22 protein-coding genes and 4 pseudogenes are annotated in these 23,166 nt (G+C 37.7%); 23 read left to right on the top strand and 3 right to left on the bottom strand.

Going from position 1 to position 23,166, the window contains the following annotated elements; translation table 11 throughout:
* Positions 1 to 811 precede the first annotated feature (811 nt).
* The 16 genes and pseudogenes from K5Q29_RS09300 (at position 812) to tet(L) (ending at position 16,635) form a co-directional block, all read left to right on the top strand.
* A complete protein-coding gene (locus tag K5Q29_RS09300) occupies positions 812 to 1,126 on the top strand; it encodes a YdcP family protein (protein ID WP_000420682.1) in 315 nt (104 codons plus the stop codon).
* A 15-nt stretch (positions 1,127 to 1,141) separates the two neighbouring features.
* Positions 1,142 to 1,528, top strand: coding sequence for a YdcP family protein (locus K5Q29_RS09295; RefSeq protein ID WP_000985015.1), 387 nt, complete (start codon positions 1,142 to 1,144; stop codon positions 1,526 to 1,528).
* A 28-nt stretch (positions 1,529 to 1,556) separates the two neighbouring features.
* On the top strand, positions 1,557 to 2,942 hold the full coding sequence (locus K5Q29_RS09290; RefSeq protein ID WP_000813488.1) for an FtsK/SpoIIIE domain-containing protein: 1,386 nt from the start codon (positions 1,557 to 1,559) through the stop codon (positions 2,940 to 2,942).
* Between the two features lie 2 nt (positions 2,943 to 2,944).
* On the top strand, positions 2,945 to 3,097 hold the full coding sequence (locus tag K5Q29_RS09285) for a hypothetical protein (protein ID WP_000879507.1): 153 nt from the start codon (positions 2,945 to 2,947) through the stop codon (positions 3,095 to 3,097).
* A gap of 22 nt (positions 3,098 to 3,119) precedes the next feature.
* Positions 3,120 to 4,325, top strand: a complete 1,206-nt coding sequence (gene mobT, locus K5Q29_RS09280) for a MobT family relaxase (RefSeq protein ID WP_000398284.1) — start codon at positions 3,120 to 3,122, stop codon at positions 4,323 to 4,325.
* A gap of 42 nt (positions 4,326 to 4,367) precedes the next feature.
* Complete coding sequence (locus K5Q29_RS09275) at positions 4,368 to 4,589, top strand: hypothetical protein (RefSeq protein ID WP_001009056.1); 222 nt, start codon at positions 4,368 to 4,370, stop codon at positions 4,587 to 4,589.
* A gap of 116 nt (positions 4,590 to 4,705) precedes the next feature.
* Positions 4,706 to 5,203: an antirestriction protein ArdA gene (locus K5Q29_RS09270; RefSeq protein ID WP_000342539.1), complete on the top strand. Its 498-nt coding sequence runs from the start codon at positions 4,706 to 4,708 to the stop codon at positions 5,201 to 5,203.
* An 88-nt stretch (positions 5,204 to 5,291) separates the two neighbouring features.
* Positions 5,292 to 5,684: a conjugal transfer protein gene (locus tag K5Q29_RS09265; RefSeq protein ID WP_000723888.1), complete on the top strand. Its 393-nt coding sequence runs from the start codon at positions 5,292 to 5,294 to the stop codon at positions 5,682 to 5,684.
* Positions 5,668 to 8,115, top strand: coding sequence for an ATP-binding protein (locus tag K5Q29_RS09260; protein WP_000331160.1), 2,448 nt, complete (start codon positions 5,668 to 5,670; stop codon positions 8,113 to 8,115). Before K5Q29_RS09265 ends, K5Q29_RS09260 begins: the two co-directional genes overlap by 17 nt.
* Before the next feature lie 2 nt (positions 8,116 to 8,117).
* Positions 8,118 to 10,295: a CD3337/EF1877 family mobilome membrane protein gene (locus tag K5Q29_RS09255; RefSeq protein ID WP_000804748.1), complete on the top strand. Its 2,178-nt coding sequence runs from the start codon at positions 8,118 to 8,120 to the stop codon at positions 10,293 to 10,295.
* A pseudogene (locus K5Q29_RS09250) lies at positions 10,292 to 11,293 on the top strand (lysozyme family protein). The gene K5Q29_RS09255 and the pseudogene K5Q29_RS09250 overlap by 4 nt, the downstream one beginning before the upstream one ends.
* Positions 11,290 to 12,222: a conjugal transfer protein gene (locus K5Q29_RS09245; RefSeq protein WP_001224319.1), complete on the top strand. Its 933-nt coding sequence runs from the start codon at positions 11,290 to 11,292 to the stop codon at positions 12,220 to 12,222. Before K5Q29_RS09250 ends, K5Q29_RS09245 begins: the two are co-directional and overlap by 4 nt.
* A gap of 313 nt (positions 12,223 to 12,535) precedes the next feature.
* Positions 12,536 to 12,583 (top strand): annotated as a pseudogene (locus K5Q29_RS10940) (hypothetical protein); the annotation flags it as partial.
* Positions 12,584 to 12,598: 15 nt separating this feature from the next.
* Entirely contained in the window at positions 12,599 to 14,518 is a 1,920-nt protein-coding gene (gene tet(M), locus K5Q29_RS09235; protein WP_001574275.1) for a tetracycline resistance ribosomal protection protein Tet(M), read from the top strand.
* Positions 14,519 to 14,621: 103 nt separating this feature from the next.
* A pseudogene (locus K5Q29_RS09230) lies at positions 14,622 to 15,146 on the top strand (protein rep); the annotation flags it as partial.
* 103 nt (positions 15,147 to 15,249) lie between these two features.
* Complete coding sequence (gene tet(L), locus K5Q29_RS09225; RefSeq protein ID WP_105134809.1) at positions 15,250 to 16,635, top strand: tetracycline efflux MFS transporter Tet(L); 1,386 nt, start codon at positions 15,250 to 15,252, stop codon at positions 16,633 to 16,635.
* 48 nt (positions 16,636 to 16,683) lie between these two features.
* On the opposite strand, the gene K5Q29_RS10800 is transcribed toward tet(L), so the two are convergent.
* Positions 16,684 to 17,067, bottom strand: coding sequence for a hypothetical protein (locus tag K5Q29_RS10800; RefSeq protein ID WP_238138908.1), 384 nt, complete (start codon positions 17,065 to 17,067; stop codon positions 16,684 to 16,686).
* A gap of 130 nt (positions 17,068 to 17,197) precedes the next feature.
* Here K5Q29_RS10800 and mobV point away from each other — a divergent pair, with 130 nt between their 5' ends.
* From mobV to K5Q29_RS09205, 3 genes and pseudogenes are all read left to right on the top strand, one after another.
* Positions 17,198 to 18,460 (top strand): MobV family relaxase, encoded by a 1,263-nt coding sequence (gene mobV, locus K5Q29_RS09215; RefSeq protein WP_000119405.1) that lies wholly within the window; start codon positions 17,198 to 17,200, stop codon positions 18,458 to 18,460.
* 244 nt (positions 18,461 to 18,704) lie between these two features.
* Positions 18,705 to 19,166, top strand: a pseudogene (locus tag K5Q29_RS09210) (protein rep); the annotation flags it as partial.
* Positions 19,167 to 19,178: 12 nt separating this feature from the next.
* Positions 19,179 to 19,346: a cysteine-rich KTR domain-containing protein gene (locus tag K5Q29_RS09205; protein ID WP_000336323.1), complete on the top strand. Its 168-nt coding sequence runs from the start codon at positions 19,179 to 19,181 to the stop codon at positions 19,344 to 19,346.
* A gap of 59 nt (positions 19,347 to 19,405) precedes the next feature.
* Here K5Q29_RS09205 and K5Q29_RS09200 read toward each other — a convergent pair whose 3' ends face one another.
* The gene (locus K5Q29_RS09200) at positions 19,406 to 19,759 is read right to left on the bottom strand and encodes a helix-turn-helix transcriptional regulator (RefSeq protein ID WP_001227347.1); all 354 of its coding nucleotides are present in this window, start codon (positions 19,757 to 19,759) and stop codon (positions 19,406 to 19,408) included.
* A gap of 504 nt (positions 19,760 to 20,263) precedes the next feature.
* On the opposite strand from K5Q29_RS09200, the gene K5Q29_RS09195 reads away from it, so the two are divergent.
* Both K5Q29_RS09195 and K5Q29_RS09190 read left to right on the top strand, forming a co-directional pair.
* On the top strand, positions 20,264 to 20,686 hold the full coding sequence (locus tag K5Q29_RS09195; RefSeq protein ID WP_000804885.1) for a sigma-70 family RNA polymerase sigma factor: 423 nt from the start codon (positions 20,264 to 20,266) through the stop codon (positions 20,684 to 20,686).
* Positions 20,683 to 20,913 (top strand): helix-turn-helix domain-containing protein, encoded by a 231-nt coding sequence (locus K5Q29_RS09190; protein ID WP_000857133.1) that lies wholly within the window; start codon positions 20,683 to 20,685, stop codon positions 20,911 to 20,913. Before K5Q29_RS09195 ends, K5Q29_RS09190 begins: the two co-directional genes overlap by 4 nt.
* A gap of 225 nt (positions 20,914 to 21,138) precedes the next feature.
* Here K5Q29_RS09190 and K5Q29_RS10795 read toward each other — a convergent pair whose 3' ends face one another.
* The gene (locus tag K5Q29_RS10795; protein WP_001845478.1) at positions 21,139 to 21,390 is read right to left on the bottom strand and encodes a hypothetical protein; all 252 of its coding nucleotides are present in this window, start codon (positions 21,388 to 21,390) and stop codon (positions 21,139 to 21,141) included.
* Here K5Q29_RS10795 and K5Q29_RS09185 point away from each other — a divergent pair.
* Positions 21,374 to 21,577 carry an excisionase gene (locus K5Q29_RS09185; protein WP_000814511.1) on the top strand — a complete coding sequence of 68 codons (204 nt, stop codon included), beginning with the start codon at positions 21,374 to 21,376 and terminating at the stop codon, positions 21,575 to 21,577. The two genes, K5Q29_RS10795 and K5Q29_RS09185, sit on opposite strands and share 17 nt — an antisense overlap.
* Before the next feature lie 81 nt (positions 21,578 to 21,658).
* Positions 21,659 to 22,876 carry a tyrosine-type recombinase/integrase gene (locus K5Q29_RS09180; protein WP_001291561.1) on the top strand — a complete coding sequence of 406 codons (1,218 nt, stop codon included), beginning with the start codon at positions 21,659 to 21,661 and terminating at the stop codon, positions 22,874 to 22,876.
* The last annotated feature ends 290 nt before the right edge of the window (positions 22,877 to 23,166 follow it).

Here is a 23,166-nt window from a genome sequence, read left to right as displayed (position 1 = left end):
AGCTAGTCACTAACATTATGTTAATCAAATTAAGAAATTGGGCAGAAGTATCATAAAAAGTTCTGTTCAGTTTCTTTTTATATAGGTTATAGCAAAGAGAAGAAGGAATGGGAAAAAAAACAAATTTCAAGTTGAAATTAGCCAATAGTAACCTAAGTGCCTGATTGACTGATTCAGCGATATTATTATGCTTTAGTATCTACATAGAACTTTCAGGTAAATTCTCAAAGTAAGTTCTAGTTCCCTTCCTTCCAGAAGTTACTCTGAGAAAACTGTATAACGCCAACAGAATTTAGTCTCAGACTAAGTTCTGTTTTTGACTAAAAATGTTGATAATAGTGAGTTTTAGTATTGAAAATGTTGAAAAAAAGAGTACACTAAAGTTACTGGCTCTGAGACGTCTCAAAGTAAGTTCTAGCTATCTGGAATTTTGGCTGGGACAAGTTCCTTTCTATTTTTGATAAATTTTTATTATAAAAATAGCATAAAAATCTAGTTATCCGCATAAAAACTGGACTTATCACACTTTATCAAGGTCAAAACCACTCAATTTACTACTAATTTACTACTTATGAATGAGCTTTGATACGACGATTTATCCTTGAAAAGTGAAGATATAAAGATACTTCCAATAAAATTTGAATATTTAATAGGTAGACACTTCAAAAAATGAGGTGTCTATTTTTTTACCCGATTTTGAAAGGAAGTGAACTTATGAAAACAAAAAATCAAGAATCAAAAGGTCGTTCCCCACTCTTTAAGACCATCAAACATTCATTCAGCCAATAAAAAAGAAAGGATAGGTAAAAATATGGAACTTAAATTTGTGATTCCCAACATGGAAAAAACATTCGGCAATTTAGAATTTGCTGGCGAGGATAAAGTCGTTCAGCGAAGAATCAACGGACGGCTAACTGTCTTATCAAGAAGCTATAATCTCTATTCTGATGTTCAAAGAGCAGATGATATTGTGGTGGTGCTTCCTGCTGAAGCTGGCGAAAAACATTTCGGCTTTGAGGAACGTGTGAAGTTAGTCAATCCACGTATTACCGCAGAGGGCTACAAAATCGGCACTCGTGGTTTTACAAATTACCTTTTACATGCTGACGACATGATAAAAGAATAAAGAAAGAGAGGAAAAATGATGAGATTAGCAAATGGCATTGTATTAGATAAAGACACGACTTTTGGAGAATTGAAATTCTCTGCTCTACGTCGTGAAGTGAGAATCCAAAATGAAGACGGGTCGGTTTCAGATGAAATCAAGGAACGTACCTATGACTTAAAATCCAAAGGACAAGGACGCATGATTCAAGTAAGTATTCCTGCCAGCGTGCCTTTGAAAGAGTTTGATTATAACGCACGGGTGGAACTTATCAATCCCATTGCGGACACCGTTGCTACTGCCACCTATCAAGGAGCAGATGTTGACTGGTATATCAAGGCAGACGATATTGTGCTGACAAAGGATTCTAGTTCATTCAAAGCTCAACCACAAGCAAAGAAAGAACCGACACAAGACAAATAGTCGCTAGGTAGAAAGGAGACTTTTTCGCATGAAACAGCGTGGTAAAAGGATTCGCCCATCTGGTAAAGATTTAGTCTTTCATTTTACGATAGCGTCACTCCTGCCTGTTTTCCTGCTGGTTGTCGGACTGTTTCATGTGAAGACAATCCAGCAGATCAACTGGCAGGATTTTAACCTATCACAAGCAGATAAGATTGACATTCCCTATTTAATTATCAGTTTCAGTGTCGCAATTCTTATCTGCTTGCTGGTAGCGTTTGTATTCAAACGGGTTCGCTATGATACGGTTAAACAACTTTACCACCGTCAAAAACTGGCAAAGATGATACTTGAAAACAAGTGGTATGAATCTGAACAGGTCAAAACAGAGGGTTTCTTTAAAGATAGTGCTGGTCGTACAAAGGAAAAGATAACCTACTTCCCTAAAATGTATTATCGACTTAAAAATGGCTTGATACAGATACGGGTGGAAATCACGCTGGGAAAATATCAAGACCAACTCTTACACTTGGAAAAGAAATTAGAGAGTGGCTTGTACTGTGAGCTGACGGATAAAGAGTTAAAGGATTCCTATGTGGAATATACTTTGCTCTATGACACCATAGCCAGTCGTATTTCTATTGATGAAGTAGAAGCTAAAGATGGTAAACTTCGCTTAATGAAAAACGTATGGTGGGAATATGATAAGCTCCCTCATATGTTGATTGCTGGTGGTACAGGTGGCGGTAAAACTTACTTTATACTGACACTGATTGAAGCCTTGCTTCATACAGATTCAAAACTGTATATTCTTGACCCGAAAAATGCTGATCTTGCGGACTTAGGTTCTGTGATGGCAAATGTCTACTATAGAAAAGAAGACTTGCTTTCTTGCATTGAAACATTCTATGAAGAAATGATGAAACGTAGTGAGGAAATGAAGCAGATGAAGAACTATAAGACTGGCAAAAATTATGCTTACTTAGGTCTCCCGGCACACTTCTTAATCTTTGATGAATACGTCGCTTTCATGGAAATGCTGGGAACAAAAGAAAACACCGCAGTTATGAATAAGCTGAAACAGATTGTCATGTTAGGTCGTCAAGCTGGCTTCTTTCTAATACTGGCTTGTCAACGTCCAGACGCAAAATATTTAGGCGACGGAATCCGTGATCAGTTTAATTTCAGAGTGGCTTTAGGTCGTATGTCTGAAATGGGCTATGGCATGATGTTTGGCAGTGACGTACAAAAGGATTTCTTCTTAAAGCGAATCAAAGGTCGTGGCTATGTTGATGTAGGAACAAGTGTCATATCAGAGTTTTATACTCCCCTTGTACCAAAAGGATATGATTTCTTGGAGGAAATTAAAAAGTTATCCAACAGCAGACAGTCCACGCAGGCGACGTGCGAAGCGGAAGTCGCAGGTGTGGACTGATCTTGCTGGCTGGTGTGGCAATAGCCACGCCAGCACTTAACCCCCCGTATCTAACAGGGGGGTACAAATCGACAGGAAACAGTCAAAAAAACATTAGAAAATCCTTTGGTTACAAGGGATTTACAAAATTTCAGCGTATGTCAAATGGGCTTTAAAAGTTGACATACGCCTTTTTGATTGGAGGGATTTTTACTGAATGAACAAACTTGGTTACAGCATTTAAAAGAAAAACGCTTGGCTTATGGACTATCTCAAAACCGTTTAGCTGTTGCGACTGGTATTACAAGGCAGTATCTAAGCGATATTGAAACAGGAAAAGTCAAGCCATCAGAGGATTTACAGCAGTCCCTTTGGGAAGCTCTGGAACGCTTCAATCCCGACGCTCCCCTTGAAATGCTGTTTGATTATGTAAGAATTCGCTTTCCGACAACAGACGTACAGCAGGTGGTCGAAAACATCTTACAACTGAAACTGTCCTATTTTCTTCATGAGGACTATGGTTTCTATTCTTATTCAGAGCATTATGCTTTAGGCGACATATTCGTCCTTTGCTCCCATGAACTGGACAAAGGAGTTCTGGTGGAATTGAAAGGTCGTGGGTGCAGACAATTTGAAAGCTATCTTCTGGCACAACAAAGAAGCTGGTATGAGTTCTTTATGGACGTTTTGGTGGCTGGCGGTGTGATGAAACGCCTTGACCTTGCCATTAACGATAAGACAGGGATTTTAAATATCCCTGTACTCACTGAAAAGTGCCAACAGGAAGAATGTATCTCCGTCTTCCGCAGTTTTAAAAGCTATCGCAGTGGCGAACTGGTACGCAAAGAGGAAAAGGAATGTATGGGAAACACCCTCTATATCGGTTCATTACAAAGTGAAGTTTATTTCTGTATCTATGAAAAGGACTACGAGCAGTACAAGAAAAATGATATTCCCATTGAAGACGCAGAAGTAAAAAACCGTTTTGAGATTCGATTGAAAAATGAGCGTGCCTATTATGCAGTCCGTGATTTACTCGTCTATGACAATCCAGAGCATACCGCCTTTAAAATTATCAATCGGTATATCCGTTTTGTAGATAAAGACGATTCCAAACCTCGTTCTGATTGGAAACTGAATGAAGAATGGGCTTGGTTTATTGGGAACAATCGTGAACGATTAAAACTAACCACAAAACCAGAGCCTTACTCCTTCCAAAGGACGCTGAACTGGCTATCTCATCAAGTTGCCCCGACCTTAAAGGTTGCGATTAAACTTGATGAAATCAACCAGACGCAGGTTGTAAAAGACATTCTCGACCATGCGAAACTGACAGACCGACACAAGCAGATTTTGAAGCAACAGTCAGTAAAAGAACAGGACGTGATAACAACAAAAAAATAACTCAAATACAAATTCATTGAATATAGAGAGGAGAACATTTTTATGAATTTTGGACAAAACCTTTATAACTGGTTTCTATCAAACGCTCAATCACTGGTGCTTTTAGCAATCGTTGTGATTGGCTTGTATCTTGGCTTCAAGCGTGAGTTTAGCAAACTGATTGGCTTTTTAATTATTGCGATTATTGCGGTTGGCTTAGTCTTCAACGCTGCTGGAGTAAAAGACATTTTACTAGAGCTATTCAATCGCATTATTGGTGCTTAAATAAAACCGTTCTTTTGTGGAATATAAGTGGTTTTCTTATGTTCCGCAAAGGAATGGTACACCAAACGAAGTGCGGTAGGGATTTTTGAATCTCTACAAAGAAAGGACGTGAATATATGGACGATATGCAAGTCTATATTGCGAATTTAGGCAAATACAATGAGGGCGAATTGGTCGGTGCGTGGTTTACCTTTCCCATTGACTTTGAGGAAGTCAAAGAGAAAATCGGCTTGAATGATGAATATGAGGAATACGCCATTCATGACTACGAGTTACCCTTTACGGTTGACGAATACACTTCCATTGGCGAACTCAATCGACTATGGGAAATGGTATCGGAATTACCCGAAGAATTACAATCGGAGCTATCTGCTCTGCTCACTCATTTTTCAAGCATTGAAGAACTAAGCGAACATCAAGAGGATATTATCATTCATTCCGATTGTGATGATATGTATGACGTGGCACGCTACTACATTGAAGAAACGGGTGCTTTAGGCGAAGTACCAGCTAGTCTTCAAAACTATATTGATTATCAAGCCTATGGTCGGGATTTAGACCTTTCAGGAACGTTTATCTCAACCAATCATGGGATTTTTGAAATCGTCTATTAAATCTGTCGGTACATTACTACTGGCAGATTTTCTATTTTACGGGGTGGCTCAATCAGCTACCCCTATTTTTTATGAAAGGATTGATTACATGAAGAAAATACGAAGCTATACCAGTATCTGGTCTGTGGAAAAGGTACTGTATTCTATCAATGATTTTAGACTTCCGTTTCCCATAACCTTTACGCAAATGACATGGTTTGTCGTGTCACTCTTTGCAGTGATGATACTTGGCAACTTGCCCCCTCTTTCCATGATAGAGGGAGCATTTCTCAAATACTTTGGGATTCCTGTGGCTTTCACATGGTTTATGTCTACAAAAACTTTTGATGGTAAAAAGCCTTATGGATTTTTGAAGTCTGTCATTGCTTATGCACTGCGACCAAAGCTGACCTATGCAGGAAAAAAAGTAACGCTTGGCAGAAACCAGCCACAAGAAGCCATTACAGCAGTTAGGAGTGAATTTTATGGCATATCCAATTAAATACATTGAAAACAATCTCGTCTGGAATAAAGACGGGGAATGTTATGCTTACTATGAGCTTGTTCCTTACAATTACTCATTTCTAAGTCCAGAACAGAAAATACAAGTGCATGATTCTTTCAGACAGCTTATCGCACAAAATCGTGATGGCAAAATTCATGCTTTACAAATCAGTACAGAATCCAGCATACGTTCTGCACAAGAGCGTTCCAAAAATGAAGTCACTGGCAAGCTCAAAGCGGTTGCCTATGACAAAATCGACCAACAGACAGACGCTTTAATATCCATGATTGGCGAAAATCAAGTGAACTACCGTTTCTTTATCGGCTTTAAGTTGCTTCTCAACGATCAGGAGTTTTCTATGAAAAGTCTTACCGTTGAAGCAAAAAATGCTTTGTCTGATTTTGTCTATGATGTGAACCATAAGCTGATGGGCGATTTTGTTAGTATGAGTAATGATGAAATCCTGCGTTTTCAGAAGATGGAAAAGCTCTTAGAAAATAAAATCTCTCGTCGTTTCAAAATCCGCAGGTTAGATAAGGACGACTTCGGCTATCTGATTGAACACCTTTACGGACAGACAGGCACTGCCTATGAAGAGTATGAGTACCATCTATCAAAGAAAAAGCTGGATAATGAAACGCTGATTAAATACTATGACTTGATTAAGCCTACTCGCTGTTTGGTGGAAGAAAAACAGCGATATTTGAAAATCCAGCAGGAAGATGAAACCGTCTATGTAGCTTACTTTACCATTAACAGCATTGTCGGAGAACTGGACTTCCCGTCCTCTGAAATCTTCTACTACCAGCAACAGCAATTTACATTCCCGATTGATACGTCAATGAATGTGGAAATTGTAGCGAATCGTAAAGCCCTATCTACTGTCCGCAATAAAAAGAAAGAACTGAAAGACTTGGATAACCACGCTTGGCAAAGTGATAATGAAACCAGCTCCAATGTGGCGGAAGCTCTGGAAAGTGTGAATGAGCTGGAAACCAATTTAGACCAAAGCAAGGAATCTATGTACAAGCTGTCTTATGTGGTAAGGGTATCAGCAAATGATCTTGACGAACTCAAACGTCGTTGTAATGAAGTGAAAGATTTTTATGACGATTTAAGCGTAAAACTGGTACGACCATTTGGGGATATGCTCGGCTTACATGAAGAATTTTTACCTGCCAGCAAGCGTTATATGAATGATTATATTCAATACGTGACCTCTGATTTCCTCGCTGGTTTAGGTTTTGGTGCTACTCAAATGCTGGGGGAAAATGAGGGGATTTATGTTGGCTACAGCTTAGATACTGGACGCAATGTCTATCTGAAACCTGCTCTTGCCAGTCAAGGGGTTAAGGGTTCAGTAACCAATGCGTTAGCGTCGGCTTTTGTTGGTTCGCTGGGTGGTGGTAAATCCTTTGCGAATAACCTTATCGTCTATTATGCGGTGCTTTATGGGGCACAAGCAGTGATTGTAGACCCAAAAGCAGAACGTGGCAGATGGAAAGAAACCTTGCCAGAGATTTCCCATGAAATCAATATCGTCACTCTGACTTCTGATGAGAAAAACAAAGGCTTACTTGACCCTTATGTGATTATGAAAAATCCCAAAGATTCTGAATCACTGGCTATTGATATTCTGACATTCCTTACGGGGATTTCCTCTCGTGATGGGGAACGCTTCCCAATCCTTAGAAAAGCCATTCGTGCAGTAACCAATAGTGAAGTACGAGGGTTGATGAAAGTGATTGAGGAATTACGGGTTGAGAATACGCCACTAAGTACCAGTATAGCCGACCATATCGAAAGTTTTACAGACTATGACTTTGCACATTTATTATTCAGTAATGGTTATGTGGAGCAGTCTATCAGCTTAGAAAAACAACTGAACATTATACAGGTTGCGGACTTGGTACTTCCCGACAAGGAAACTTCCTTTGAGGAATATACCACTATGGAGCTTTTATCCGTTGCTATGCTGATTGTCATTAGTACCTTTGCTTTAGACTTTATCCATACAGACCGAAGCATTTTCAAGATTGTAGATTTAGACGAAGCATGGAGCTTTTTACAGGTAGCACAAGGAAAAACACTATCTATGAAGCTGGTTCGGGCTGGTCGTGCTATGAACGCTGGGGTATATTTCGTGACCCAAAATACAGACGACCTCTTAGATGAAAAACTGAAAAATAACCTCGGCTTAAAATTTGCATTTCGTTCCACTGACCTTAACGAGATTAAAAAGACCTTAGCCTTTTTTGGTGTAGACCCAGAGGACGAAAACAATCAGAAGCGATTGCGTGATTTGGAAAACGGGCAATGCCTTATCAGTGATTTATATGGTCGTGTCGGTGTGATACAGTTCCACCCTGTATTTGAAGAACTGCTCCATGCCTTTGATACCAGACCACCTGTGCGAAAAGAGGTGTAAATGTGAAACCATCAATAGTAAACAGAATAAAATCAAACTGGACGCTGAAACGTCTAGGTAAAGTGGCAATGACAGTGGCTTTCACACTTGTGATTGCCATTTTTCTTTTAGCCATGCTGGGAACGGTGGTTCAAGCTGCGGGCTTGGTAGATGATACGGTCAATGTGGCAAATGAATACAGCCGATACCCACTTGAAAACTATCAACTGGATTTTTATGTGGATAATAGCTGGGGCTGGCTTCCGTGGAACTGGTCGGACGGGATTGGAAAACAGGTCATGTATGGACTATATGCCATTACCAATTTTATTTGGACAATCAGTTTGTATGTTTCCAATGCGACAGGTTACTTAGTACAGGAAGCCTATTCCTTAGACTTCATTTCCGCTACAGCAGATTCCATTGGTAAGAATATGCAGACCTTAGCTGGTGTGAGTGCAAACGGATTTTCAACAGAGGGTTTCTATGTTGGATTCCTCTTACTCTTGATTTTGGTTCTTGGGGTTTATGTTGCCTATACGGGACTGATAAAGAGAGAAACCACAAAGGCAATTCATGCCATTATGAATTTTGTGCTGGTGTTTATCCTATCGGCTTCCTTTATTGCCTACGCTCCCGACTACATTAAAAAAATCAATGACTTTTCATCAGACATCAGTAATGCCAGTTTATCACTTGGCACGAAGATTGTCATGCCCCATTCCGATAGTCAAGGCAAGGACAGCGTGGACTTAATCAGAGATAGCCTGTTTTCCATACAGGTTCAGCAACCGTGGCTACTGCTTCAATACAACAGTTCAGACATTGAAAGTATCGGTATTGACCGTGTGGAAAGCCTGCTCTCCACCAGCCCAGATTCCAACAATGGCGAAGACAGAGAAAAAATTGTTGCGGAAGAAATTGAAGACAGAAGCAATACCAATCTAACCATTACAAAGACCATTAACCGTTTAGGTACAGTCTTCTTCCTATTTGTCTTCAATATTGGGATTTCCATATTTGTATTCCTATTAACAGGAATCATGATTTTCTCGCAGGTACTTTTTATCATCTATGCTATGTTTCTGCCTGTGAGCTTTATTTTAAGCATGATTCCATCATTTGATGGTATGTCAAAACGAGCCATAACAAAGCTCTTTAATACCATTTTGACACGAGCTGGAATCACATTGATTATTACGACAGCATTTAGTATTTCAACCATGCTCTATACCTTATCGGCTGGTTATCCGTTCTTTTTGATTGCTTTTCTACAGATTGTGACCTTTGCAGGAATCTACTTCAAGCTGGGCGATTTAATGAGTATGTTTTCTCTACAGAGTAACGATTCTCAAAGTGTGGGAAGTCGTGTGATGAGAAAACCTCGTATGCTTATGCACGCTCACATGCACCGTCTACAGCGGAAACTTGGACGTTCCATGACTACTCTAGGGGCTGGGTCTGCCATTGTTACAGGTAAAAAAGGACAGTCGGGTTCGGGGAGTTCTGCAAGGACACAAGCAGATCACTCCCGACCAGACGGAAAGGAAAAATCAACACTTGGAAAACGTATCGGTCAAACCATCGGTACAGTAGCTGATACCAAAGACAGAATGGTAGACACTGCTAGTGGTTTGAAAGAACAGGTTAAAGATTTGCCGACCAATGCAAGATATGCAGTATATCAAGGAAAATCCAAAGTAAAAGAGAATGTCCGTGATTTAACCAGTAGTATTTCTCAAACCAAAGCGGACAGAGCCAGTGGACGCAAGGAACAGCAGGAACAAAGGCGAAAAACCATTGCGAAGCGTCGCTCTGAAATGGAACAGGTCAAACAGAAAAAACAGCCTGCTTCTTCTGTTCATGAAAGACCGACTACAAGACAAGAACAATATCATGATGAACAGACCTCAAAACAGTCTAATATTCAGACTTCATATAAGGAATCTCAACAAGCCAAACAAGAGCGTCCAGCAGTTAAGTCCGATTTTTCAAGTCCAAAAGTGGAACGCCAAGGCAATACCGTTCAAGAAAAAACCGTTCAAAAGCCAGCAACTTCAACCACTACAGCAGATAGAACTTCACAACGTCCAATCACAAAAGAACGTCCGTCTACTGTTCAAAGAGTACCACTACAAAATACAAGAAGTAGACCACCAATCAAAACCGCCACCATTAAGAAAGTCGGTAAGAAACCATGAAGTTGAAAACTTTAGTGATTGGTGGTTCTGGGCTATTCTTGATGGTCTTCTCACTGCTTCTGTTTGTTGCCATTTTATTTTCAGATGAACAGGACAGCGGAATTTCCAATATTCATTATGGAGGTGTGAATGTTTCCGCAGAAGTGCTGGCTCATAAGCCTATGGTAGAAAAATATGCCAAAGAATATGGCGTTGAAGAATATGTCAACATACTTCTTGCGATTATACAGGTGGAATCGGGCGGTACTGCGGAAGATGTTATGCAGTCCTCGGAATCCCTCGGTCTTCCACCTAATTCATTGAGTACAGAAGAATCCATTAAGCAAGGTGTGAAGTATTTCAGTGAATTATTAGCCAGTAGCGAAAGGCTCAGTGTAGATTTAGAATCGGTTATCCAGTCCTACAATTATGGTGGTGGTTTCTTAGGGTATGTGGCTAATCGTGGAAATAAATATACCTTTGAACTGGCTCAAAGTTTCTCAAAAGAGTATTCAGGTGGCGAAAAAGTGTCTTACCCCAATCCCATAGCCATACCTATCAATGGGGGCTGGCGATACAACTATGGCAATATGTTTTATGTGCAACTGGTAACGCAGTATCTTGTCACAACAGAGTTTGATGATGATACGGTACAAGCCATCATGGACGAAGCACTGAAATATGAGGGCTGGCGATACGTTTAAGGTGGAGCTTCCCCGACTACTTCTTTTGATTGTAGCGGACTGACACAATGGACGTATGGAAAAGCTGGAATTAACTTACCACGAACCGCACAACAGCAATATGATGTGACCCAGCATATCCCACTATCGGAAGCACAAGCTGGCGATTTGGTTTTCTTTCATTCTACCTATAACGCTGGCTCTTATATTACTCATGTTGGGATATACCTTGGCAATAACCGTATGTTTCATGCAGGCGACCCAATCGGTTATGCCGACTTAACAAGCCCCTACTGGCAACAGCATTTAGTGGGAGCAGGACGAATCAAACAATGAGAAAGGAAGATTTAATGATGAAATTTAGAAAAAATCAGAATAAAGAAAAACAGATACCAAAGGAAAAGAAACCTCGTGTCTATAAGGTCAATCCTCATAAAAAGGTTGTGATTGCCTTGTGGGTACTTTTAGGGCTTAGTTTCAGCTTTGCGATATTCAAGCACTTTACAGCTATAGATACTCATACTATTCACGAAACAACTATCATAGAAAAGGAATACGTTGATACTCATCATGTAGAAAATTTTGTAGAGAACTTTGCGAAAGTCTACTATTCATGGGAGCAATCCGATAAGTCCATTGATAATCGAATGGAAAGTCTAAAAGGCTATCTGACAGATGAACTTCAAGCTCTCAATGTTGATACAGTACGCAAAGATATTCCTGTATCGTCTTCTGTAAGAGGATTTCAGATATGGACGGTAGAGCCAACTGGCGACAATGAGTTTAATGTAACCTACAGTGTAGACCAGCTCATTACAGAGGGAGAAAATACAAAGACCGTCCACTCTGCTTATATAGTGAGTGTCTATGTAGATGGTTCTGGAAATATGGTACTGGTTAAGAATCCGACCATTACCAACATACCTAAGAAATCAAGTTATAAACCAAAAGCCATTGAAAGTGAGGGGACGGTTGATTCCATTACAACCAATGAAATCAATGAGTTTTTAACGACGTTCTTCAAGCTCTATCCTACAGCGACAGCCAGTGAACTTTCCTACTATGTGAATGACGGGATATTAAAACCAATCGGAAAAGAGTACATCTTTCAAGAACTGGTAAATCCTATTCACAATCGTAAGGATAATCAAGTCACGGTATCGCTGACAGTGGAGTATATCGACCAGCAGACCAAAGCAACGCAGGTATCTCAATTTGATTTGGTACTTGAAAAGAACGGGAGTAATTGGAAGATTGTAAAATAACAAATATTGGTACATGATTACAGATACTTTGTAATCATGTACTCTTTTTGATAAAAAATTGGAGATTCCTTTACAAATATGCTCTTACGTGCTATTATTTAAGTGACTATTTAAAAGGAGTTAATAAATATGCGGCAAGGTATTCTTAAATAAACTGTCAATTTGATAGCAGGAACAAATAATTAGATGTCCTTTTTTAGGAGGGCTTAGTTTTTTGTACCCAGTTTAAGAATACCTTTATCATGTGATTCTAAAGTATCCAGAGAATATCTGTATGCTTTGTATACCTATGGTTATGCATAAAAATCCCAGTGATAAAAGTATTTATCACTGGGATTTTTATGCCCTTTTGGGTTTTTGAATGGAGGAAAATCACATGAAAATTATTAATATTGGAGTTTTAGCTCATGTTGATGCAGGAAAAACTACCTTAACAGAAAGCTTATTATATAACAGTGGAGCGATTACAGAATTAGGAAGCGTGGACAAAGGTACAACGAGGACGGATAATACGCTTTTAGAACGTCAGAGAGGAATTACAATTCAGACAGGAATAACCTCTTTTCAGTGGGAAAATACGAAGGTGAACATCATAGACACGCCAGGACATATGGATTTCTTAGCAGAAGTATATCGTTCATTATCAGTTTTAGATGGGGCAATTCTACTGATTTCTGCAAAAGATGGCGTACAAGCACAAACTCGTATATTATTTCATGCACTTAGGAAAATGGGGATTCCCACAATCTTTTTTATCAATAAGATTGACCAAAATGGAATTGATTTATCAACGGTTTATCAGGATATTAAAGAGAAACTTTCTATGGAAATTATAATCAAACAGAAAGTAGAGCTGCACCCTAATATGTGTGTGATGAGCTGTACGGAACCTGAGCAATGGGATGTGGTAATAGAAGGAAATGATGACCTTTTAGAGAAATATATGTCCGGTAAATCATTAGAAGCATTAGAACTCGAACAAGAGGAAATCAGAAGATTTCAGAATTGCTCCTTGTACCCTGTTTATCATGGAAGCGCAAAAAGCAACATAGGGATTGAGCAGCTTATAGAAGTGATAACGAATAAATTTTATTCATCAACATACAGAAAGAAGTCTGAACTTTGCGGAAATGTCTTCAAAATTGAATATTCGGAAGAAAGACAACGTCTTGCATATGTACGCCTTTATGGCGGAATCCTGCATTTGCGGGATTCGGTTAGAATATCGGAAAAGGAAAAAATAAAAATTACAGAAATGTATACTTCAATAAATGGTGAATTATGTAAAATTGATAAGGCTTATTCCGGGGAAATTGTTATTTTGCAAAATGAGTTTTTGAAGCTAAATAGTGTTCTTGGAGATACAAAGCTATTGCCACAGAGAGAGAGAATTGAAAATCCGCTCCCTCTGCTGCAAACAACTGTTGAACCGAGCAAACCTCAACAAAGGGAAATGTTACTTGATGCACTTTTAGAAATCTCCGACAGTGACCCGCTTCTACAATATTATGTGGATTCTACGACACATGAAATTATACTTTCTTTCTTAGGGAAAGTACAAATGGAAGTGATTAGTGCACTGTTGCAAGAAAAGTATCATGTGGAGATAGAACTAAAAGAGCCTACAGTCATTTATATGGAGAGACCGTTAAAAAATGCAGAATATACCATTCACATCGAAGTGCCGCCAAATCCTTTCTGGGCTTCCATTGGTTTATCTGTATCACCGCTTCCGTTGGGAAGTGGAATGCAGTATGAGAGCTCGGTTTCTCTTGGATACTTAAATCAATCATTTCAAAATGCAGTTATGGAAGGGATACGCTATGGTTGCGAACAAGGATTGTATGGTTGGAATGTGACGGACTGTAAAATCTGTTTTAAGTATGGCTTATACTATAGCCCTGTTAGTACCCCAGCAGATTTTCGGATGCTTGCTCCTATTGTATTGGAACAAGTCTTAAAAAAAGCTGGAACAGAATTGTTAGAGCCATATCTTAGTTTTAAAATTTATGCGCCACAGGAATATCTTTCACGAGCATACAACGATGCTCCTAAATATTGTGCGAACATCGTAGACACTCAATTGAAAAATAATGAGGTCATTCTTAGTGGAGAAATCCCTGCTCGGTGTATTCAAGAATATCGTAGTGATTTAACTTTCTTTACAAATGGACGTAGTGTTTGTTTAACAGAGTTAAAAGGGTACCATGTTACTACCGGTGAACCTGTTTGCCAGCCCCGTCGTCCAAATAGTCGGATAGATAAAGTACGATATATGTTCAATAAAATAACTTAGTGTATTTTATGTTGTTATATAAATATGGTTTCTTGTTAAATAAGATGAAATATTTTTTAATAAAGATTTGAATTAAAGTGTAAAGGAGGAGATAGTTATTATAAATCTTGTTGGTTTTATGCGTGCAACGGAAGTGACAATAAATAATAAAGATAATTCTTATAATCAGCACATGCATGTATTGGTATGTGTGGAACCAACTTATTTTAAGAATACAGAAAACTACGTGAATCAAAAACAATGGATTCAATTTTGGAAAAAGGCAATGAAATTAGACTATGATCCAAATGTAAAAGTTCAAATGATTCGACCGAAAAATAAATATAAATCGGATATACAATCGGCAATTGACGAAACTGCAAAATATCCTGTAAAGGATACGGATTTTATGACCGATGATGAAGAAAAGAATTTGAAACGTTTGTCTGATTTGGAGGAAGGTTTACACCGTAAAAGGTTAATCTCCTATGGTGGTTTGTTAAAAGAAATACATAAAAAATTAAACCTTGATGACACAGAAGAAGGCGATTTGATTCATACAGATGATGACGAAAAAGCCGATGAAGATGGATTTTCTATTATTGCAATGTGGAATTGGGAACGGAAAAATTATTTTATTAAAGAGTAGTTCAACAAACGGGCCATATTGTTGTATAAGTGATGAAATACTGAATTTAAAATTTAGTTTATATGTGGTAAAATGTTTTAATCAAGTTTAGGAGGAATTAATTATGAAGTGTAATGAATGTAACAGGGCACAATCGAATTTACGACACAACCAAATTTTAATTTGGCTTTGCATTTTATCTTTTTTTAGCGTATTAAATGAAATGGTTTTGAACGTCTCATTACCTGATATTGCAAATGATTTTAATAAACCACCTGCGAGTACAAACTGGGTGAACACAGCCTTTATGTTAACCTTTTCCATTGGAACAGCTGTATATGGAAAGCTATCTGATCAATTAGGCATCAAAAGGTTACTCCTATTTGGAATTATAATAAATTGTTTCGGGTCGTTAATTGGGTTTGTTGGCCATTCTTTCTTTTCCTTACTTATTATGGCTCGTTTTATTCAAGGGGCTGGTGCAGCTGCATTTCCAGCACTCGTAATGGTTGTAGTTGCGCGCTATATTCCAAAGGAAAATAGGGGTAAAGCATTTGGTCTTATTGGATCGATAGTAGCCATGGGAGAAGGAGTCGGTCCAGCGATTGGTGGAATGATAGCCCATTATATTCATTGGTCCTATCTTCTACTCATTCCTATGATAACAATTATTACTGTTCCGTTTCTTATGAAATTATTAAAGAAAGAAGTAAGGATAAAAGGTCATTTTGATATCAAAGGAATTATACTAATGTCTGTAGGCATTGTATTTTTTATGTTGTTTACAACATCATATAGCATTTCTTTTCTTATCGTTAGCGTGCTGTCATTCCTGATATTTGTAAAACATATCAGGAAAGTAACAGATCCTTTTGTTGATCCCGGATTAGGGAAAAATATACCTTTTATGATTGGAGTTCTTTGTGGGGGAATTATATTTGGAACAGTAGCAGGGTTTGTCTCTATGGTTCCTTATATGATGAAAGATGTTCACCAGCTAAGTACTGCCGAAATCGGAAGTGTAATTATTTTCCCTGGAACAATGAGTGTCATTATTTTCGGCTACATTGGTGGGATACTTGTTGATAGAAGAGGTCCTTTATACGTGTTAAACATCGGAGTTACATTTCTTTCTGTTAGCTTTTTAACTGCTTCCTTTCTTTTAGAAACAACATCATGGTTCATGACAATTATAATCGTATTTGTTTATGGTGGGCTTTCGTTCACCAAAACAGTTATATCAACAATTGTTTCAAGTAGCTTGAAACAGCAGGAAGCTGGTGCTGGAATGAGTTTGCTTAACTTTACCAGCTTTTTATCAGAGGGAACAGGTATTGCAATTGTAGGTGGTTTATTATCCATACCCTTACTTGATCAAAGGTTGTTACCTATGGAAGTTGATCAGTCAACTTATCTGTATAGTAATTTGTTATTACTTTTTTCAGGAATCATTGTCATTAGTTGGCTGGTTACCTTGAATGTATATAAACATTCTCAAAGGGATTTCTAAATCGTTAAGGGATCAACTTTGGGAGAGAGTTCAAAATTGATCCTTTTTTTATAACAGGAATTCAAATCTTTTTGTTCCATTAAAGGGCGCGATTGCTGAATAAAAGATACGAGAGACCTCTCTTGTATCTTTTTTATTTTGAGTGGTTTTGTCCGTTACACTAGAAAACCGAAAGACAATAAAAATTTTATTCTTGCTGAGTCTGGCTTTCGGTAAGCTAGACAAAACGGACAAAATAAAAATTGGCAAGGGTTTAAAGGTGGAGATTTTTTGAGTGATCTTCTCAAAAAATACTACCTGTCCCTTGCTGATTTTTAAACGAGCACGAGAGCAACCCCCCCTTTGCTGAGGTGGCAGAGGGCAGGTTTTTTTGTTTCTTTTTTCTCGTAAAAAAAAGAAAGGTCTTAAAGGTTTTATGGTTTTGGTCGGCACTGCCGACAGCCTCGCAGAGCACACACTTTATGAATATAAAGTATAGTGTGTTATACTTTACTTGGAAGTGGTTGCCGGAAAGAGCGAAAATGCCTCACATTTGTGCCACCTAAAAAGGAGCGATTTACATATGAGTTATGCAGTTTGTAGAATGCAAAAAGTGAAATCAGCTGGACTAAAAGGCATGCAATTTCATAATCAAAGAGAGCGAAAAAGTAGAACGAATGATGATATTGACCATGAGCGAACACGTGAAAATTATGATTTGAAAAATGATAAAAATATTGATTACAACGAACGTGTCAAAGAAATTATTGAATCACAAAAAACAGGTACAAGAAAAACGAGGAAAGATGCTGTTCTTGTAAATGAGTTGCTAGTAACATCTGACCGAGATTTTTTTGAGCAACTGGATCCAGGAGAACAAAAACGATTTTTTGAGGAAAGTTATAAATTATTTTCCGAACGATATGGCAAGCAAAATATTGCTTATGCAACAGTTCATAATGATGAGCAAACCCCTCACATGCATTTAGGTGTTGTGCCTATGCGTGATGGAAAACTGCAAGGAAAAAATGTGTTTAATCGTCAAGAACTGTTATGGCTACAAGATAAATTCCCCGAGCATATGAAAAAACAGGGTTTTGAGTTGAAGCGTGGTGAACGTGGCTCTGACCGTAAACATATTGAGACAGCTAAATTTAAAAAACAAACTTTGGAAAAAGAGATTGATTTTCTAGAAAAAAATTTAGCAGTTAAAAAAGATGAATGGACTGCTTATAGCGATAAAGTTAAATCAGATTTAGAAGTACCAGCGAAACGACACATGAAAAGTGTTGAAGTGCCAACGGGTGAAAAGTCCATGTTTGGTTTGGGAAAAGAAATAATGAAAACAGAAAAGAAACCAACCAAAAATGTTGTTATATCGGAGCGTGATTATAAAAACTTAGTGACTGCTGCGAGAGATAACGATAGGTTAAAACAGCATGTTAGAAATCTCATGAGTACTGATATGGCGAGAGAATATAAAAAATTAAGTAAAGAACATGGGCAAGTTAAAGAAAAATATAGTGGTCTTGTAGAGCGATTTAATGAAAATGTAAATGATTATAATGAGTTGCTTGAAGAAAACAAGTCTTTAAAGTCTAAAATAAGCGATTTAAAGCGTGATGTGAGTTTAATCTATGAAAGCACTAAGGAATTCCTTAAGGAACGTACAGACGGCTTAAAAGCCTTTAAAAACGTTTTTAAGGGGTTTGTAGACAAGGTAAAGGATAAAACAGCACAATTCCAAGAAAAACACGATTTAGAACCTAAAAAGAACGAATTTGAACTAACTCATAACCGAGAGGTAAAAAAAGAACGAAGTCGAGATCAGGGAATGAGTTTATAAAATAAAAAAAGCACCTGAAAAGGTGTCTTTTTTTGATGGTTTTGAACTTGTTCTTTCTTATCTTGATACATATAGAAATAACGTCATTTTTATTTTAGTTGCTGAAAGGTGCGTTGAAGTGTTGGTATGTATGTGTTTTAAAGTATTGAAAACCCTTAAAATTGGTTGCACAGAAAAACCCCATCTGTTAAAGTTATAAGTGACCAAACAAATAACTAAATAGATGGGGGTTTCTTTTAATATTATGTGTCCTAATAGTAGCATTTATTCAGATGAAAAATCAAGGGTTTTAGTGGACAAGACAAAAAGTGGAAAAGTGAGACCATGGAGAGAAAAGAAAATCGCTAATGTTGATTACTTTGAACTTCTGCATATTCTTGAATTTAAAAAGGCTGAAAGAGTAAAAGATTGTGCTGAAATATTAGAGTATAAACAAAATCGTGAAACAGGCGAAAGAAAGTTGTATCGAGTGTGGTTTTGTAAATCCAGGCTTTGTCCAATGTGCAACTGGAGGAGAGCAATGAAACATGGCATTCAGTCACAAAAGGTTGTTGCTGAAGTTATTAAACAAAAGCCAACAGTTCGTTGGTTGTTTCTCACATTAACAGTTAAAAATGTTTATGATGGCGAAGAATTAAATAAGAGTTTGTCAGATATGGCTCAAGGATTTCGCCGAATGATGCAATATAAAAAAATTAATAAAAACTACAAGTGGATATTGTGTCCTGTATGTGGAAATAAAACACGATTAAAGATAAGGGAAGATACTGAATTAAAAAAATTCCCCCTCTATTGTCCGAAATGCAGACAAGAAAATTTAATTGAAATAAAGCAGTTCAAAGTAACTGTGATTACAGAGCCAGACGCAAAGACGCAGAGCCGATAAAATGAGATTAATACAATCTCATTTTATCGGCTCTTTCCGTTATGTATGGATTCTTTTAATTAGTCTTCGATGTTTCTTGCTTCGTTGATACCGCTGGCTAAAGATTCCATTAAGGATAGTTCTTTGTCTGTAAAGCTATCCATGTATTTCTCTATCTGTAATCGTCGGGTGCTTTTTACCAAGTTATTAGCAGGTAAGAAAAATTCATCAACGGAAACATGAAGTAACGATACAAGGTCATAAAGAACTTGTATGCTGGGGTGTTGCCCTTTATTTTCAATATTAGTTAAGTACCGTGGGTCAATTTCAATCAATGCTCCCACTTGTTCACGAGTTAAACCTCGTTTCAATCGAGCTTCTTTAATGGCTAAACCAAAGGCTCTAAAATCATATTTATCTTCTTTTTTACGCATAGTAGACCACCTCTATACATTTTATTGTTCCTACTGAATTAAAAACAGGTATAGAAAAACGTGTTATATGGTTTATAGGTTTATATTTAATAAAAAGCACTACTAAACGCCAATAAAAAAAACCGTTATATGGTAGTGCTATTTACGCTGTTAAAATATTGTATATTACTTCCAAATGGCGGTTTGTTGGAGGTCAACGTCGCCATGAAGTACATCATATACAATAAATTTCCTTACATTGGGTTCTTGTCAAAAAAAGTCGTCTATCTGCAATAGATAAGTACGTCCACCAATGTGGTTTTATAAATCATATAGATAGAATAACAGAAGCATGTAAACAGAGAAATAAATCTGTTTATATGCTTTTTTGGCTATTCAGAACTTTTTTACAAAGTTTATTTATCAGTAATGCAACAAATCCCCCTTTCACATTGGGACTAAGAGTGAAAGGAGATAAACGAGCAAGGCTCACTTCCTTTCCTAGACAGAAAGGGGGTGAGAAACATGAAACCATCTTCTTTTCAGACCACAATAGAAAATCAGTTTGACTATATCTGTAAACGTGCTATGGAAGACGAGCGAAAGAATTATATGCTTTATCTTTCAAGGATTGCAAAGCGTGAGGTGTCCTTTTCGGATGTTGGCGATTATCTTGTTAGCCAGTTTGCGACAACAGATAACTATTCAACTGACTTTCAGATTTTTACACTCAATGGGTTATCAGTAGGCGTTGAAAATGATTTGTTGAGTGAAGCATTACGTGAGTTGCCAGACAAGAAACGTGAAATTCTACTGCTGTTTTACTTTATGGACATGAGCGATTCAGAAATTGCAGACCTGTTGAAATTGAACCGTTCTACTGTCTATCGGCATAGAACCAGTGGACTAGCCTTAATTAAAAAGTTTATGGAGGAATTTGAAGAATGAAAACACAATATCCTATGATTCCCTTTCCTCTCATTGTAAAGGCAACAGATGGCGATACCGAAGCGATTAACCAGATTCTACATCATTACAGAGGGTACATAACGAAGCGTTCCCTACGACTTATGAAAGATGAATATGGCAATCAAAGTATGGTCGTTGATGAAGTCTTACGTGGAAGAATGGAAACCAGACTGATTACAAAGATTTTGTCATTTGAAATTAAGTAATATCCTCTCTCCTTTCGTGGAAGCGTGCTAAACCATTCCACGCTTCCCGAACAGGGAGGTTTGTTATTCCACCAAAGCATATTGAGCTTTCAATGTGTTTTGATAGGCTAACGAGCCATTGTTCTTTGAAAACTGAATAAAAGTAATCGAATACGTTTCGATAAGAAAAGAGCCAACGGAACTAACCGCCATGACCTATCTTATAAAGATAGCGAGCGATTCATGTTAGTGATCCGAGAAGCAATCTTTAGCAGGATTGCCTGCAACGACATTCTTATCGTGATAATGATACTCCCATACAGTCAATAGTCCGAGCGTGATAAAACCGTCGCAGGCAATGAGTATGGCTACATGAGAACCATGCAGGGGTGGAACTCCCGTGAGCTTTGCTAAAGCTGTTCGATTGCTGGTAAAACAACTTTTATGAAATCCAAATAAGTGATTTGGAAAGGAGGATTTTATGAAGCAGACTGACATTCCTATTTGGGAACGTTATACCCTAACCATTGAAGAAGCGTCAAAATATTTTCGTATTGGCGAAAACAAGCTACGACGCTTGGCAGAGGAAAATAAAAATGCAAATTGGCTGATTATGAATGGCAATCGTATTCAGATTAAACGAAAACAATTTGAAAAAATTATAGATACATTGGACGCAATCTAGCGTCGCCAAAGGGTCTTGTATATGATAAAATAGTATTAAGTCGTATCAAGGCTCTTTCCATAAAGGAAAGGAGCAAATGCCATGTCAGAAAAAAGACGTGACAATAAAGGTCGAATCTTAAAGACTGGAGAGAGCCAACGAAAAGACGGAAGATACTTATACAAATATATAGATTCATTTGGAGAACCGCAATTTGTTTACTCGTGGAAACTTGTGGCTACAGACCGAGTACCAGCAGGAAAGCGTGATTGTATCTCACTTAGAGAGAAAATCGCAGAGTTACAGAAAGACATTCATGATGGTATTGATGTTGTAGGAAAGAAAATGACACTCTGCCAGCTTTACGCAAAACAGAACGCTCAAAGACCAAAGGTTAGAAAAAACACTGAAACTGGACGCAAATATCTTATGGATATTTTGAAGAAAGACAAGTTAGGTGTAAGAAGTATTGACAGTATTAAGCCATCAGACGCTAAAGAATGGGCTATTAGAATGAGTGAAAATGGTTATGCTTATCAAACCATCAATAACTACAAACGTTCTTTAAAGGCTTCATTCTATATTGCTATACAAGATGATTGTGTTCGGAAGAATCCATTTGACTTTCAACTGAAAGCAGTTCTTGATGATGATACTGTCCCTAAGACCGTACTAACAGAAGAACAGGAAGAAAAACTGTTAGCCTTTGCAAAAGCTGATAAAACCTACAGCAAAAATTATGATGAAATTCTGATACTCTTAAAAACAGGTCTTCGTATTTCAGAGTTTGGTGGTTTGACACTTCCAGATTTAGATTTTGAGAATCGTCTTGTCAATATAGACCATCAGCTATTGAGAGATACTGAAATTGGGTACTACATTGAAACACCAAAGACCAAAAGTGGCGAACGTCAAGTTCCTATGGTTGAAGAAGCCTATCAAGCATTTAAGCGAGTGTTAGCGAATCGAAAGAATGATAAGCGTGTTGAGATTGATGGATATAGTGATTTCCTCTTTCTTAATAGAAAGAACTATCCAAAAGTGGCAAGTGATTACAACGGCATGATGAAAGGTCTTGTTAAGAAATACAATAAGTATAACGAGGATAAATTGCCACACATCACTCCACATAGTTTGCGACATACATTCTGTACCAACTATGCAAATGCAGGAATGAATCCAAAGGCATTACAGTACATTATGGGACATGCTAATATAGCCATGACGCTGAACTATTACGCACATGCAACATTCGATTCTGCAATGGCAGAAATGAAACGCTTGAATAAAGAGAAGCAACAGGAGCGTCTTGTTGCTTAGTAGTACAAATGAATTTACTACTTATTTACCACTTCTGACAGCTAAGACATGAGGAAATATGCAAAGAAACGTGAAGTATCTTCCTACAGTAAAAATACTCGAAAGCACATAGAATAAGGCTTTACGAGCATTTAAGAAAATATAAAAAGATAATTAGAAATTTATACTTTGTTTATGATAAAAACTAGCGATTATTTATCCAATAATCGAGGTGATTGGATGACGTTCTCAGGGTCAATTTTAGAGATACCCAAAAGTGTTGCCAATTCTTCACCGTAGGTAAATGTAAA

The organism is Streptococcus sp. 2018037 (assembly GCF_019754195.1).
Classification (GTDB): Bacteria; Bacillota; Bacilli; order Lactobacillales; family Streptococcaceae; genus Streptococcus; species Streptococcus hashimotonensis.
Note: the sequence above shows the minus strand (reverse complement) of the source record. Positions and strands in the feature narration are given on the sequence as shown.